This window comes from Streptomyces sp. NPDC001868 (assembly GCF_040297125.1).
GTDB lineage: Bacteria > Actinomycetota > Actinomycetes > Streptomycetales > Streptomycetaceae > Streptomyces.
In genome coordinates this window covers 1-15,162 of record NZ_JBEOYO010000049.1, presented here as the reverse complement: position 1 = coordinate 15,162, position 15,162 = coordinate 1, and the positions used below count along the sequence as shown (strand labels likewise).

Genomic DNA, 15,162 nt, shown 5'->3' with positions numbered 1-15,162 from the left:
GATCGGGGGGTTCGTCGTCGGGTGCGGGTCCGGTGGGGCTTCTCGCGCAGTTCCCCGCGCCCCTGAAAACTTCAGGCCCCTGCGGGCCTGAAAAGCGGTGGGGCTGTCGGGTTGAAAAGCACGGGGCGGAGCCCCGGCTTTTCAGGGGCGCGGGGAACTGCGCGGCCAGCCCCCACCGGGCCCGCACTCGAAGCGCGCGGCCGAAGCGGAGCGCCTACGTGCCCAGTACGTCGTCCACGCCCGGATGGGCCGTCGCGGCCGACGGGACGGGATGGCGGTCGGCCAGGGGGACGAAGTCGACCGGCGCGGTGTCGCCGAGGACCACCCGCCGCACCACCCGCTCCGCCGCCCGCCCGTCGTCGTACTGACAGAACCGGTCACGGAACGCGGCCCGCAACTGCGCCGACCGCGAGCCCCGCCAGTGCCCCGTGGCGAAGATGTCGATCAGCTCGTCCTCGCTGCGCGCGACCGCCCCCGGTGGGAAGGACCGCAGATCGAAGTACGTGCCCCGCGCCGCCTCGTACGCCTCCCAGTCCTCCGCGTGGATCACGATGGGCCGGTCGAGGTTGGCGTAGTCGAACATCAGGGAGGAGTAGTCGGTGACCAGGGCGTCCGAGGCGAGGCACAGGTTCTCCACGCTCGGATAGCCGGTGACGTCCAGCAGACGGCCGTGCGCCAGATCCGTCAGCGGGGAGTCGTACGCGTGATGGGCGCGGGCGAGGACCACGAAACGCGGCCCGAGCTTGCGCAGCACCCGCTCCAGGTCGAGGTGGACGCGCTGCGAGTGACGGTAGTCCCGGTGCGTGGGGGCGTACAGGACGGCGACCGCGCCCTCGGGGATGCCGAGGTGTTCGCGCACCCGGGCCACGTCCGTCGAATTGGCCCGCAGGAACACGTCGTTGCGCGGCGAACCGTATTCGAGGGTCGTGTACGCGGACGGGTGGACGCGCTCCCAGACGAGGGTGGAGTGTCGGTTGCCGGACAGGACGTAGTCCCACTGGTCGCTGCCGCGCAGCGCTGCGGCGAAGTCCGTGCCGCGCGCGGCCGCCGGCCGGTCCTGGAGGTCGAGGCCCATGTGCTTGAGCGGTGTGCCGTGCTGGGTCTGGAGCAGGACCTGACCGGGGCGCTTGACCAGGCGCCGGTCGAAGTCCACGTTGTTCACCAGGTACTTGGAGCGCGCGAGCGCCGTCCAGTACGCCATCGAGCCGGGGAGCACCCGCCGGGTCGCCACCGGGAGCGTGTGGTGGTGCTCGGGGCGCGCGATCCACGAGGTGCGCATCTTGGGGACGTACGTACGGAACGCGTTCTCCAGCGCGGCCGGGCTGCACACATAGCCCCGGCCGTCGTACGCGGCGAACACCGCCCGGTCGGCGCGCAGCGGCAGGAGGCGCTGCACGCGGTAGTGCACGCGCAGGCCGCCGGCGCGCAGCAGCCGGGCCAGGCCCCGCACCAGGCGTCCGGCGCCCCGGCCCAGCCGGGACAGGGCCCACAACGTGCGGTAGACACGCTGGCTGCCGAGCCGCAGGAGCGCGTGCCGGAGCCGGGCGCGGGCGCGGATGGGGGCGCCCGGGGTGCGGTAGCGGGTGCAGTGCGCGCGGACCGTGCGCAGGAACTCGGCGCGCGCCTCGCGCGGCAGCCGGTGGCGCCGGGAGAACACGGCCGTGAGGTGATCGACCATGCGCCGGAACAGCACCGGACGCCACTGCGCCAGCTCCGGCCGCTCGTCGACGTACGCGAACACCCGGTCGTACTGCTCGAACACGTCGAAGTGACCGCGGGTGGTCGCCCCGAGCAGGCTGCCGTGGCGGCGGCGCCGGTGGTGGACACAGACCCGGTCGAGGGTGGCGACGGACTCGGCGGCCATCAGGACCGGGTACGTCCAGGCCGTGTCCTCGTAGATACCGGACGGGAACCGGAAGTCGTGGTCCTCGACGAACTCCCGTTTGTACGCCTTGTTCCACACCACCGGGCGGACGTTCAGCAGGCCCGGACGGTCGTCGAGGCGGAACGGGGCCGGGCCCTGTTCGGTGAGCTGGAGGGCGCGTTCGTTGCGGACCAGCTCGCCCGACCAGGAGGTGCGAGCGAAGTCGTGGACGAGGACGTCCGGTTCGCCGGTCTCCTTGACGCGGTCGGCGATCGCCTGGAGCGCGCCCGGCGTGAACGTGTCGTCGCCGTCGAGGAAGAGGAGGTAGTCCCCCCTCGCGTACTCCATCCCCTTGTTGCGGGCGGCACCCGGGCCCGCGTTCTCCCGCAGGCGCACGGTCCGTCGTACGCGGGGGTCACGGGCGGCGGTCTCGTCGGCGATCGCTCCGCAGTTGTCGGGGGAGGCGTCGTCGACGACGATCAGTTCGAGGTCGGTGAAGGACTGGGACAGCACGGAATCCAGGCATTCGTGCAGGTACGCCTGAACCTTGTACGCGGGAACGATGACACTGAACCTGGGCAAGGAGGACATCCATGGGTCGGCGCGGGCATACTGCCCGGAAACGTCCGATCCGATGATTTGGTTACGCGACGTGTTCCATACGGGGGATATCCACGGCGGTTGGGGGCGTGTGGGGGTGAACTTGTGGGCGTGTGGGGTGTGTTCGCGCGGTTGGCTCCGCCGGGGTGTGGGGCGCCCAATAGCTCGGAGCTGTGGGTTCGTTGGCGGGTGCGGGTGGTTCGTGGTTGCTCGCGCAGTTCCCCGCGCCCCTGAAAAGCAGGGGCTGCGCCCCGTGCTTTTCGTTTTTAGGGGCGCGGGGAACTGCGCGAGAAGCCCCACCGGAGCCGCACCCGCGAACGCACAGGCACCCCCGAGTTACTAGGCGCCCTTGCCCTTACTTCACCGCCCCCGCCATCACCCCCGACACGAACTGCCGCTGGAACGCGAAGAACACGGCCAGCGGGATCACCATCGAGATGAACGCCCCGGGCGCCAGGATCTCGATGTTGCTGCCGAACTGCCGTACCTGCTGCTGGAGTGCGACCGTCAGCGGCTGGGAGTCGGAGCTGGAGAAGACCAGCGCGACCAGCATGTCGTTCCAGACCCAGAGGAACTGGAAGATCCCGAGGGAGGCCAACGCCGGCGCGGCGAGCGGCATGACGACGGTCGCGAACAGCCGTATCTCCCCGGCCCCGTCCAACCGCGCCGCCTCCAGCAACTCACGCGGGATCTCCGCGAAGAAGTTCCGCAACAGGAAGATCGCGAACGGCAGTCCGAAGCCGACATGGAACAGGACGACACCGATGATGTCGCCGAAGATCCCGAGATCCCGGAAGAGCCCGGACAGCGGGATCAGCGCCACCTGCACCGGCACCACCAGCAGCCCCACCACGACCATGAACCACCAGTCACGGCCCTTGAAGTCCAGCCAGGCGAAGGCGTATCCGGCCATCGCGCCGATCAGGACGACCAGCAGGGTCGCCGGCACCGTGATCCAGATCGTGTTGACGAGCGCGCCCGTGATCTCGTCGTTCTCCAGCAGCGACTCATAGCTCTTCGCGGTGAGTTGGGCCGGAGCCGAGAACACCTTCCACCACCCCGAGGTGGCGATATCGGTCGGGTCGCGGAACGACGAGACCAGCAGCCCGAAGGTCGGCATCAGCCAGAACAGCGCCACCAGGAGCAGGAGCACACGCAACGCGCCCCCGGCCGCGCCGCTCGCGAGCCGGGCGGCGACGGAGCGTTTCGCGACAGTTGGGGCGCGTTCAGTCGTGGGGCGTTCCTCGACAGTCGTCACCGCTGGCGCTCCTTCCTGAGGCGCCGGATGTTGACCCACATCACCGGCAGCACGAGCAGCAGCAGGACCACACCGATCGCGCTGCCGAGACCGAAGTCGCCCCCGCCGCCGTACGACACCAGATACAGCTGCAGGGCGAGGACGTTGGCCTCGTCCTGGGTGGGCTGGGGCGCGATGATGTAGACGAGGTCGAACACCTTCATCACGTTGATCATCAGCGTGACGAGGACGACGACGAGGACCGGCGCGAGCAGCGGCACGGTGACCCGGCGGAACACCTGCCACTCGTTCGCCCCGTCCACCCGGGCCGCTTCGAGCAGATTGCGGTCGACTCCGGCGAGCCCCGCCGCGATCAGCACCATCGCGAAGCCCGCCCACATCCAGACGTACGACCCGATGACGGCCGGGGTGACGAGCGTCGGGCCGAGCCAGTCGATGCCGTTGTAGGGCGCCGCGAAGTTCGAGCCGGGCAGCTTGAGCCGGGCCCCGTCCGCCGACTCCGGCAGGCTGAAGGTGCCGTCGGCCCCGCTGGTCGCGGTGGCGACGACCTTCCCGTCCTTCACCGCCTCGACCTTGACGCCCTCCAAGCCCTTCTCGCCCGGGTCGACGGCCCCCTTCTCACCACCGCCGCCGAGCCGGAAGTCCAGCCAGACGGTCCCGGTGACACCCTCTTCTCCGGTGGGGGCCTTCGCGTCCCGCGCGTCGCCGGGCAGGCTGTTGGGCGCGATCCCGACGAGGGGCAGCAGCGCCGGCGTACCCGCCTGAACGGTCCCCTCCGTGGTGAACGACCCGCCGCCGGACGCCTTCAGATCGCTCACCTGGGCGTTGGGCCGGGCCTTCGGATACACGGACTCGTCGACGAAGACGTCGTGCACGGACGTCACGACCGCGTTGGCGACCCCTTGGTCCGGATCCTGCTCGTACACCAGCCGGAAGATGATGCCGGCCGCCAGCATCGAGATCGCCATCGGCATGAAGACGATCAGCTTGAACGCCGTTCCCCAGCGCACCCGTTCGGTCAGCACCGCGAAGATCAGACCGAGCGCGGTGACGAGCGCAGGGGCCACCGCGACCCAGATCGCGGTGTTCCGTACGGCGACGAGGGTGGAGTCGTCGGAGAAGATCTCCGCGTAGTTGTCGAGGCCCACGAAGCCCGAGCCGTCCGAGTCGAACAGGCTCCGCCAGACCGAGTACCCGATCGGGTAGACCACGAGCGCGCCGAGCAGCACCAGCGCGGGCAGCAGAAACAGCATCGCCACCCACAGCCGGGTCCTCGTCACGCTCTTGCGCGATGCGGCGGGGGGCGCCGGAGTCGCTCCGGAGCCCCCCGCCGTCTTCGTCACGGCGGACGACATGAGGTCGCCGTCAGCCGTTCCCGTAGGCCTTCGCCGCGTCGGTCTCCAGCTGTTTCTGGGCACCGGCCACGTCGTCGGGGCTCTTCAGGAAGTCCTGCAGGTCCTTCCACTCGCCGACGCCCTGGGTGCCGCCGAACGCCGCCGGGGCCTGGTCGGACATGTCGAAGCGGAAGTCGTCGCCCGCCGCGAGCAGCGCCTTGGCGATCTCCCGGGTGACATCGTCCTTGTAACTCCCCTCGTCCATCTCCTTGTTGGGGGAGAGGAAGCCGCCCTGCGCCGCCCAGATCTCCGCCGCGTCGGTCGAGGCGAGGAAGGTGAGCAGCGCCTGCGCGCCCTTGCCGTCCTTCAGCGCCACGGCCGCGTCGCCGCCGGTGACCACGGGGGATTCGTCGCCGACCGCCGGGAACGGGAAGACCTTGGCGTCCGTGCCGATCTTCGAGTCGGTGTCACCGTTGATCGTGACGGCCACGAAGTCGCCCTCGAAGACCATGCCGGCCGGGGTGTCCCCGCCGAAGGTGTTCGTGATCGACTTGATGTAGTCGGTCTGCAGCGCGCCGGAGGAGCCGCCCGCGAGGAGGTCGTCCTTGCCCCACAGCCCGGCGAGCGTGGTCAGGGCGTCCTTGACGGAGGGGTCGGTCCACTTGATCTCGTGCTTGGCGAGCTGGTCGTACTTCTCCGGGCCGGCCTGCGAGAGATAGACGTTCTCGAACCAGTCGGTGAGCGTCCAGCCGTCGGCGCCACCGATGGACACGGCGGGGGAGCCGGCGTCGGAGAGCGTCTGCGCGGTCTGCAGGAACTCGTCCCAGGTCTTGGGCTCTTCGGTGATCCCGGCCGCTTCGAAGGCCGCGGTGTTGTACCAGACGAGGGACTTGTTGGCGGCCTTCGCGTAGACGCCGTACTGCTTGCCCTCGTACGCGCCGAGGTCCTTCCAGCCGTCCGAGAAGTTCTTGTCCAGCTGTGCCTGGGCCTCGCTCCCGAGCGGTTTCACCCAGCCCTTCTGGGCGAACTGGTGCAACACGCCGACCTGCGGCAGGAACGCCACGTCCGGTGGTTTGCCGCCCTCGATCTTCGTACCGAGGAACGTGGACGTGTTGTTGCCGGTCGGTACGAAGGTCACCGAGGCGCCGGTGCGTTTCTCGAACTCGTCCAGGACTTTCTGGAAGTTGTCCAGTTCCGGGCCCGTGAAGACGGCCGCGACCTCCAGCTTCTGGCCGTCCAGCTTGGGGAGTTGGACGGTGGCCTCGTTGCCGCCGTCGTTGCCGTTGTCCCCGTTGTCTCCCTTGTCGTCGTCACCGCCGCACGCGGTGAGGGAGAGGGCGAGGACGCCTGCGGCGAGGGCGGCGAGGGCTTTGGCCGTGGGTGGATGGGCGTGGTGGTGCGGGGGGTTGGGCTTGGGTGTACGAAGAGTGCGACGAATGCGGTGGATGTTGCGCATCACTGACCCCGTTCTCCGTGCGTCGTCGAACGTAGAGCGCTGTCCCGTGCGCTCTGGTCTACGCCGGGTGGTCGGGGGCGGCAAGGGCGCCTGCCGGGTGAATGTCTTGATCGTGACCGCGTCGTGACCATGGGGGTGGTGATGGGGGCCTAATCGCCGTGGGGGTGTTTCGTCGTTGGAGGGTGACGGCCCGTCGTGGTTGCTCGCGCAGTTCCCCGCGCCCCTTGAAGGGGCCTGCGGCCCCTCAACGCCCGCATGACTGCGGGCAGTCGTGCCGCTGGGGCGATGGGGGAGGGTGGGCGCGGCGGCACCTCGTAGCGCCGAGTTGCGCAGCCCACCCCCGGTCACCCCGGCGCCGGGGCCCTCACAGCAGGGACGGCACCTCCGTCGCCGAGACCTCTCTCGCCGCGCGGTCCAGGGCGCTGGCAAGGAGGGCCAAGTCCGTGGGGCCGTTGCCCAGTTCGCGGACGGGGCGGCGGGCGGGCGGGTCGCCCATGCGGGCCCAGTCGAGGGGGACGACGGTCGGCCGGAGGGTCGCGGTGCGGGGGATGCGGCCCGTGACCCGGCCCGACTGGAAGGCGGTCGTGCGGCCCCCCTCGCCCAGCAACTCTCCCCGCCCGGGCGCGGGTTCGTCCGGCCCCGGCACCGGCGCGCTCAGCACGACCCGCCCACCGGCCGCCCGCCCCAGCTCACCCTCGCCCGCACGCCCGCCCCCACCGGTCGTGGCGACGAGATGCACCCCGAGCCGCTCGCCCTCCCGGGCCACCGCCTCCAGCGCCCGTACGACGGACCCCGCGGCCGGCCGCCCCGTGGAACCCAGGGGCGGTGACAACAGGGCGTCGAGGTCGTCGACGATGACGATGAGCCGGGGAAGCTCCGACGCGGGGTCCTTGCCCGCCGCGCCCCTGCCGTCCTGTTCGGTGCTCCTCCGGCTCGCCGCCGGCCGGAGCCGAAGCGTGGAGCTGGAGGACGAGTCGAGGTCGGCGGCCCCGCCCGACCCCGGCTGCGGGGACCCCGGCCCGGCGGTGCCCGCCCCCGAGGCCCCGGACTTCGCCGAACGCTGCGGGACGATACGGCCCGAGACCGCACGCCGCGTGTGCCACTCCACGAACCCGAGCCCGCCGAGCAACTCGAACCGGCGCTTCAGCTCGGCGATCAGGGACTGTGCGAACTCCCGCATCCGGACGGGGTCGTTGGCCGTGAGATGCGTCCCCACATGGGGCAGGTCGGTACAGACCCCCAGCCCGTCCCCGGCCCGCCCGCCACCGGCACCGGAGGCGCCGCCGGTACCACCCGCACCGCCGTCCCGTCCGTCCACGAGGGCGATGCCCAGCCGGTCGGGCCGCTCGGCGGCGGCGAGCGACGCGGCCACGGACCGCAGCAGCTCCGTACGACCGCTGCCGACGGGCCCCTCGATCAGCAGATGGGGTCCCTCGGCGACGAGGTCCACGGAGACCGGTCCGCGCGGCCCGGCGCCGAGCACGGCCCAGGCCCGCCCGCCGAGCGCCGTCGTGTCGTCGGACGCGTCCGCCCACCGCGCCATCAGCGACGCCGGGGTGGCCCGCGCCAGCCCCAGCTCGTCCAGCAGCCGCGCCGACTGCGGCAACGGCGCCGACACCCGAGCCTGCCGGTCCCCGGCCGCCCCGTCCGTCCGCAACGGTGCCAGCGCCCGCGCGAACCGCTCCGCCCACGCCACCGACACCGCGTCCAGCGTGGCGACCGTGCCGTGGTTCAACAGCCCGGGCGCCTCGTCCGGGTCCAGCGGGACGAGGTCCTGGGCGCCGCCGGGACGCGACCGCTCACCGGCACCGGCGAGCGCGCTCCTCGCGAGGTCGATATTGGTGTGCGTACGGCTCACCGAGGCGGGGTCCGCCTGCGCGGAGCCGTGGGCACGATCGGACCGACCGGAGTGCTCGGGCCGGCCGGAGTGGTCGGAGCGGGGGCGGCTCGACGGGGCGTCGGCGTCCGTACCGCGTGTGTGATCGGCACCGCGCGCGCGGTCGGCGGAGGCGGCGGCCGTGGAGCGCCCGGTCCCCGTACGGCCGTGGTCGGCCGAACCCGACGAACCTGAGCCGGCGCTTGAGCCTGGACCGTTCCCCGCGCCGTACCCGGTGGAGGCGACCCGCAGCAGTCGTAGCGCCGTGGCGACGTCACCGCTGAGCAGGGCGACGGCCCCGCACGCGCGGAAGGCGGGCGAGACCTCGCAGGCCGCCGTGTACGTCTCCGTCACCGGTGAGGCGGGTGACGCGGACTCCGTCTCGGCGAGGCACACGACATGGATCCCGGCGAGGGGCCCCTCCTGCGCCAGCCGCACCACGGCCTCCCGCACATCGGCGCCCCCGGGGTCCCCGTCCACGATCACCACCGTGTACGGCCCCGCGAAGCCACCGCCCGCCGGTCCGTCCTCCCGGGCCCACGACGGCCGCCGCGCGGCCCGCCGCCCGGAGCCGCCCTCGGCCTCGCTGCCGACCCCGGTTCCGGCGTCCGGTGCACGCCCGGCCGTGCGGCCCGAGGCCGCCCCGACCCCGTGGCCCGTCGCGTCGTCCGGCCGGCGCCCGGCCACGCCCGTGGCCCCGGCGCCCGCCGTGCTCCCGGGCGCGTGTCCCGCCGTGTCCGCCGCGTGGTCCTCCACACGGCGCAGCAGCTCGTCCAGACGGGCCGTCGTCTGCTCGCGGTCGTAGGCAAGGAGGAGACGGCAGTCCTGGCCGTGGGAGGGGCGGAGGTGGGGGAGCCAGCCGAGCCAGGACCATTCCGTGGTGCGCTCCTCGGCGGAGCGGGAGCGGTCCGCGCTGATCAGGACCAGTTCCAGGGCGTCGGGGGAGTGCAGCGCGGCGAGCTGGGCCACGACCGCGCGGGTCAGCCCCATCAGCCGGGGGCGCGGCCCGGCCAGCCCCAGCGCGCCGACCTCACGCAGCCCGGTGGTCACCGGCACCGCCGGCAACAGCCCCGATCCGTCCGGCGCCGCCCGGTCCGTCGTCCCCAGCCGCACCGTCAGCGCCTCGGGGTGCCCCGGCCCCCGCTCCCACAGCCGGGCGCCCGGCCCGAGCGCGGTGAGCAGCAGCGCGGCGGGGTCCGGCCAGGTCTCCGGCACCCGCTCCCCACCGGCCGGGAGCACCGAGGCGATCGCCCCGCGCTCGTCCTCGTCGTACTCCGCGTCGTACTCGTACGGGTCGTACTCGGCCCCCGCCTGCCCCCGCCCCCCGGTCAGCCGCCGGGCCCAGGCCCCGAACCCACCCCGCTTACGCACCCCACGCGGCACGTCCGTCCCCCGGAGGGGAGTGCCCTTACGGGTGCCGGACTCACCGGGCCCGCCGACGTCCCCGGAATCCCCTGCCCCGAGGGGGTCGCCGGGGCCTCGGGAGCCACCGGAGTCTCCGGCGCCTCGGGCCCCGCCGGAACCACGGGAGCCGTCGGCCCCACCGGATTCACCGGCGCGGTTCGGCCCACCGGAACCGAAACCGGTCCCTCTGGGCTCACCGGTCCCGTGGGAATCACCGGACCCGGGCGCGTCACCGGAGCTGTAAGCGTCACCGGCGGCGCGCGCGTCACCGGTGCTCCGGGAATCCCCGGGCCTGCGGGAACCCCCGGCTTCGCGGCCAGCGCCTCCCGGGCCATCGCCTACGCGGCCATGAGCTTCTGACCGTGCGCGGTCATGGGTTTCCGCCCAACCCTCACCCGACCCTGACCCTGACCGTGACCCTGCCCCCGTCCCGGACTCGTGCACAGCCCCCTGGCCGACACCGGCACCGGACGCGGCCCCCCGCCCCGTACCGGCCGTGGCAGACCCCGTACCGCTCGCCGACCGCTCGATCCCAGGCACCCCGCCCTGCCCCGGCACGGTCCGCCGCTCGGCACGACCCCGCCCGGGATCCTCGGCCCCGGACCCGCCCGCACCCTGACGAGACACCTCGCCGGACCCGGACCCGGGCCCGGACGCAGACCGAGAACCGGACCCGGAACTGGACCCGGACCCGGCCTCAGACCCCGACCCGCTCCCAGCCCCAACTCCCGTACGGGAAGCCGACCCCCCACCCGTCGAGCCAAAGCCGGTACCGCCTCCTGGCGCTCCCGTCCCGACCGTCACCCGGACATGGCCCTCCCCGTCGGGCGTCGTCCCTATGCCGCGTGCCCCGGAGGACGAGGCCAGGCGGAGGGCGGACTCGCCGATGCGGAGGAGGGCGCCCGGGGCGAGGCGGACCGGGCGGTCGCCTACGCGGGTGCCGTCGAGGGTGGTGCCGTTGGTGGAGCCGAGGTCGACGACCGAGACGCGGCCGTCGGCGGCGAGGGTGACCGCGCAGTGGAGACGGGAGACGTCCGGGTCGTCGAGAGGGACGTCGGCGTCGGCGGAGCGGCCGATGTGGATCTTGCCGCCGTGCAGCAGATGGACACCGCCGGCGTCGGGGCCGGCCACGACGTGCAGCTGCGCGGCGGCCTCGTCGACCTCGGGGCCCGACTCGGAGGGGGCGCCCAGGGAGAGCACGGCGCCGTCGATCAGGGGCGGCTCGCCCAGGGTGCAGCGCTGGGCGTCGAGGCGCTCGGCACCGGCGTACAGCACGACCTGTCCGCCGCCGACCTCCCGGCTGCGCTCCAGCCGCTCCGCGCCGCCCTCGCCGACGGCGGAGGCGAGGCCCGAGGCCACGGCGGCGAGGGCCGTCCCGGCGGGCGCCGTGACCAGCACGTCGCAGGCCGTGGCACGTCCTCGCGGCTCCGAGGGCGGTCCCAGCGGGTCTACGACGGTCAGCCGGATCTGCATCGCCGTCAGCGGTCCCTTCCGCGCGGGCACCCGCGACGACGAGGACGAGACTGCGCGGTCCCCACCGCAGACTTCCCCCACCACTCACGGGCACGTCGGCCAGTACTGGAGGCATCCTCGCACCTGCCACTGACAACACGCCCGCCGCCCACCATCAAGTGATCTTGATTGGTCGGCTCTGCCCCCAAAAGTGCCTGCCCAGTGCCCGCTAGTTGATCACTTGAGATCGGTCACGTCCGGATCGCGTCCGCATTCGGGATCGCTCACGCCCGCATCCGGAACCGCTCGCACCCCTACGCGGCAACCAACCGCCCATCAGGGAGCGTCTTTCCATCGAACGCACACGGGTACCCGTACGTACTCAAGCCACAGCAAGCGGACAGGAAGAGCCAGGAAGACGACAGCCCGGTACCACGGACGGCCGCACTACAGTGGGTCGGAACGTCCGCTGGATCCAGGGCGTGACCAGGCAGGCAAGCAGCAGGGAGCGCATGACGTGCGGCCGGTAGGGAGCAAGTACCTCCTTGAGGAGCCCATTGGACGCGGCGCCACGGGCACTGTCTGGCGCGCCCGCCAGCGGGAGACCGCGGGAGCCGAGGCGGCCGTGCCGGGGCACCCCGGCGAGACCGTGGCGATCAAGGTGCTCAAGGAGGAGCTGGCCAGCGACGCGGACATCGTGATGCGGTTCCTGCGGGAGCGCTCCGTGCTGCTGCGGCTCACCCACCCGAACATCGTGCGGGTGCGGGACCTCGTCGTCGAGGGCGATCTCCTTGCGCTGGTCATGGACCTGATCGAGGGCCCCGACCTGCACCGCTACCTCCGTGAGAACGGCCCGTTCTCACCGGTCGGCGCGTCCCTGCTCACCGCGCAGATCGCCGACGCGCTGGCCGCCAGCCACGCCGACGGCGTCGTCCACCGCGACCTCAAGCCCGCCAACGTGCTGCTCAAGCAGGGCGGCGGCGAGATGCACCCGATGCTGACGGACTTCGGCATCGCCCGCCTCGCCGACTCCCCGGGCCTGACCCGCACCAGCGAGTTCGTCGGCACGCCCGCGTACGTCGCCCCCGAGTCCGCCGAGGGCCAGCCGCAGACCTCCGCCGTCGACATCTACGGCGCCGGCATCCTGATGTACGAACTGGTCACCGGGCGCCCGCCGTTCAACGGCCAGTCGGCGCTCGAAGTCCTGCACCAGCACCTCAGCGCCGAGCCGCGCCGCCCCTCCACCGTCCCCGACCCGCTGTGGACGGTCATCGAGCGCTGCCTGCGCAAGAACCCGCACGAGCGGCCCAGCGCGGTCAACCTCGCCCGCGCGCTCCGGATCGTCGCCGAGGGCGTCGGCGTGCACGCGAACTCCATGCAGATCGCCGCCGCCGAGGGCGTGGGCCACATCCTCGCCCCCGACCCGGCGCCCGCGCAGGTGCCGGGCGCCCCGGAGCCGTTCGGCTCGGCCGACGCGACGCAGGTCCTGCCGCACGGCGCGGGCTCGTACGACCCGAACGGCGCGACCAGCGTGCTCCCGCACACCTCGGGCCCGGCGGGCGCGGCAGACCCCACCGCGGTACTCCCGCACACGTCCGGCGCCGACCCGACATCCGTCATGCCGCCGGTGCCGCCGCACGACCCGGGCGGGCAGCAGCCCGAGCAGCCGCACCCCTGGCAGAACCAGCTCCGCGCGGCCCGCGACCGCAACGAGCAGACCCAGGTCCAGTACCTCGACCCCGGCGACGACCCGCTGCGGCGCCGCCCCCAGCGGCAGGCGGGCCGCCCGCAGCAGCCTCCGCAGCAGCCGCCGCGCAGGCAGCAGCGGGCGCCCCAGGGCGGCCCCGGGCCCGGGTACGGCCACCCGCAGCAGCAACAGCCGTACGCTCCCGCGCCCCCGCCGCCGCAGCAGCCTCAGCGGCGGCAGCCACAGCGGCATGCGCCGGCGCCGCAGCCGCAGCAGCCGGCGCCTCGGCCGCCGCGTGAGCCTAGGCCGCCGCGTGAGCCGCGGCAGCGGAGCGCCAATCCGATGCGGATCCCGGGGCTCGGGTGCCTCAAGGGCTGCCTCTTCATGATCGTCCTGCTTTTCGTCGGTGGCTGGCTCATCTGGGAGTTCACGCCCCTCCAGGGGTGGATCGGCACCAGCAAGGGCTGGTGGGACCAGGTCACCGACTGGGTCGGCGAGGCGGGCAAGTGGGTCCGCGAGCTGGATAACGGCTCCGGCCAGTAGGGCGCCTCATAGCTCGGGGGTGCGGGTGCGTTGGCGGGTGCGGCTCCGGTGGGGCTTCTCGCGCAGTCCCCCGCGCCCCTGAAAAAGCAGGGGCTGCGCCCCGTGCTTCTTCAACGGCCCGCAGGGGCCGTTGCTCTTAGGGGCGCGAGGAACTGCGCGACCAGCCCCCACCGGACCCGCACCCGCCGACACACAGGCACCCCCACCCCCATCCGCGTACTCCACACCCCGGCGGAGCCCTGCGTTGGGGACTTGTCGACATCTGAGGGGTGATTTCCGCCTCGGCGGTGAACGTTGGGTCGTGGGGCGCGTAGCTTTGTCGCCAACACGCGGCCTGTAGGAGCAGTCTTGGGACGGAAGATCGGAAGCCGGTACACCGCGAACCAGATTCTGGGGCGGGGCAGCGCCGGCACGGTGTGGCTGGGTGAGGGCCCGGAAGGCCCCGTCGCCATCAAGCTGCTGCGCGAGGACCTCTCGTCCGACCAGGAACTCGTCGGCCGCTTCGTCCAGGAGCGCACCGCGCTGCTGGGCCTGGACCACCCGAACGTGGTCTCCGTACGCGACCTCGTCGTCGACGGCAACGACCTCGCCCTCGTCATGGACCTCGTTCGGGGCACCGACCTGCGCACCCGCCTCGACCGGGAGCGGCGCATGGCCCCCGAGGCGGCGGTCGCCATAGTGGCCGACATCGCCGACGCCCTGGCGGCGGCGCACGCGGCCGGGGTCGTCCACCGGGACGTGAAGCCGGAGAACGTGCTGCTGGACATGCAGGGACCGCTGGGCCCGGGTGGCGCGCACCCCGCGCTGCTGACGGACTTCGGCGTCGCCAAGCTGATCGACTCTCCGCGCCGCACCCGCGCCACGAAGATCATCGGCACGCCGGACTATCTCGCCCCCGAGATCGTCGAGGGTCTGCCGCCCCGCGCGGCCGTGGACATCTACGCCCTCGCGACCGTGCTCTACGAACTGCTGGCCGGGTTCACGCCGTTCGGCGGTGGGCACCCCGGTGCCGTGCTGCGCCGCCATGTCACCGAGACGGTCGTCCCGCTGCCCGGCATCCCCGAGGAGCTGTGGCAGCTGCTCGTGCAGTGCCTCGCCAAGGCGCCGGCCTCACGGCTGCGGGCGTCCGAGCTGGCGGCCCGGCTGCGGGAACAGCTGCCGCTGCTGGCCGGGATGCCGCCGCTGGACGTCGACGAGCCCGGGACGGAGTCCGGCGACGGATACGAGGAGGCGCCGGCCGAGGCGGAGGCGCCGCGGGAGCGGGTGCGGCGGGGGGCGGTGCCGTTGGTGCCGGGGGCCAAGCCGGACTCCAACCGGGACACGCACACGTCGATGCGGGTGCCGGGGCCGGACGAGCTGGCGGGGGGCGCGCGGGGGACCGCGCGGGTGCCCCGTGCGGCGGGGGCGCCTCGGCCGGGGTCCGCGCGGAACCGGGGCAGCGCGGTTCGCCGCCGACGGATCACCCTGGGGGCGGCGGCGGTGGCGTTGATCGCGGCGGTGGGGGTGGGGGCGTGGGCGGCGACATCCGGGGACGAGGGCGGTGGAGCGCCGTCCGACACGAAGAATTCGGCGCCGGGGAATCCCTGACGGGCGCCTAGTAGTGCTTGGTCAGGTTCGTTCGTCGGTGGCGTGTCTGTTTGGTCGGGTGTGTCGTTGACCGGGTGTGCTGGGTGGGGAGTTGGCCGCGG

The 15,162-nt window shown here is 73.0% G+C and carries 7 protein-coding genes; 2 read left to right on the top strand and 5 right to left on the bottom strand.

All coding sequences use genetic code 11. From position 1 onward, the window contains the following. Positions 1 to 214: 214 nt before the first annotated feature. The 5 genes from ABT147_RS36970 to ABT147_RS36950 form a co-directional block, all read right to left on the bottom strand. Positions 215 to 2,455 (bottom strand): bifunctional glycosyltransferase/CDP-glycerol:glycerophosphate glycerophosphotransferase, encoded by a 2,241-nt coding sequence (locus tag ABT147_RS36970; RefSeq protein ID WP_502983221.1) that lies wholly within the window; start codon positions 2,453 to 2,455, stop codon positions 215 to 217. 364 nt (positions 2,456 to 2,819) lie between these two features. Continuing rightward, positions 2,820 to 3,722, bottom strand: coding sequence for a carbohydrate ABC transporter permease (locus ABT147_RS36965; protein ID WP_351414602.1), 903 nt, complete (start codon positions 3,720 to 3,722; stop codon positions 2,820 to 2,822). Beyond that, positions 3,719 to 5,077 carry a carbohydrate ABC transporter permease gene (locus tag ABT147_RS36960; RefSeq protein WP_502983220.1) on the bottom strand — a complete coding sequence of 453 codons (1,359 nt, stop codon included), beginning with the start codon at positions 5,075 to 5,077 and terminating at the stop codon, positions 3,719 to 3,721. The genes ABT147_RS36965 and ABT147_RS36960 overlap by 4 nt, the downstream gene beginning before the upstream one ends. A gap of 10 nt (positions 5,078 to 5,087) precedes the next feature. Beyond that, on the bottom strand, positions 5,088 to 6,512 hold the full coding sequence (locus ABT147_RS36955; RefSeq protein WP_351414598.1) for an ABC transporter substrate-binding protein: 1,425 nt from the start codon (positions 6,510 to 6,512) through the stop codon (positions 5,088 to 5,090). A gap of 364 nt (positions 6,513 to 6,876) precedes the next feature. Continuing rightward, on the bottom strand, positions 6,877 to 11,265 hold the full coding sequence (locus ABT147_RS36950) for an FHA domain-containing protein (RefSeq protein ID WP_351414596.1): 4,389 nt from the start codon (positions 11,263 to 11,265) through the stop codon (positions 6,877 to 6,879). A 496-nt stretch (positions 11,266 to 11,761) separates the two neighbouring features. Between ABT147_RS36950 and ABT147_RS36945 the strand changes: the two genes are divergently transcribed. Together ABT147_RS36945 and ABT147_RS36940 are read left to right on the top strand one after the other, a co-directional pair. Continuing rightward, complete coding sequence (locus tag ABT147_RS36945) at positions 11,762 to 13,474, top strand: serine/threonine-protein kinase (protein WP_351414594.1); 1,713 nt, start codon at positions 11,762 to 11,764, stop codon at positions 13,472 to 13,474. A gap of 348 nt (positions 13,475 to 13,822) precedes the next feature. Further along, positions 13,823 to 15,061 carry a serine/threonine-protein kinase gene (locus ABT147_RS36940; protein WP_351414592.1) on the top strand — a complete coding sequence of 413 codons (1,239 nt, stop codon included), beginning with the start codon at positions 13,823 to 13,825 and terminating at the stop codon, positions 15,059 to 15,061. Positions 15,062 to 15,162 lie beyond the last annotated feature (101 nt).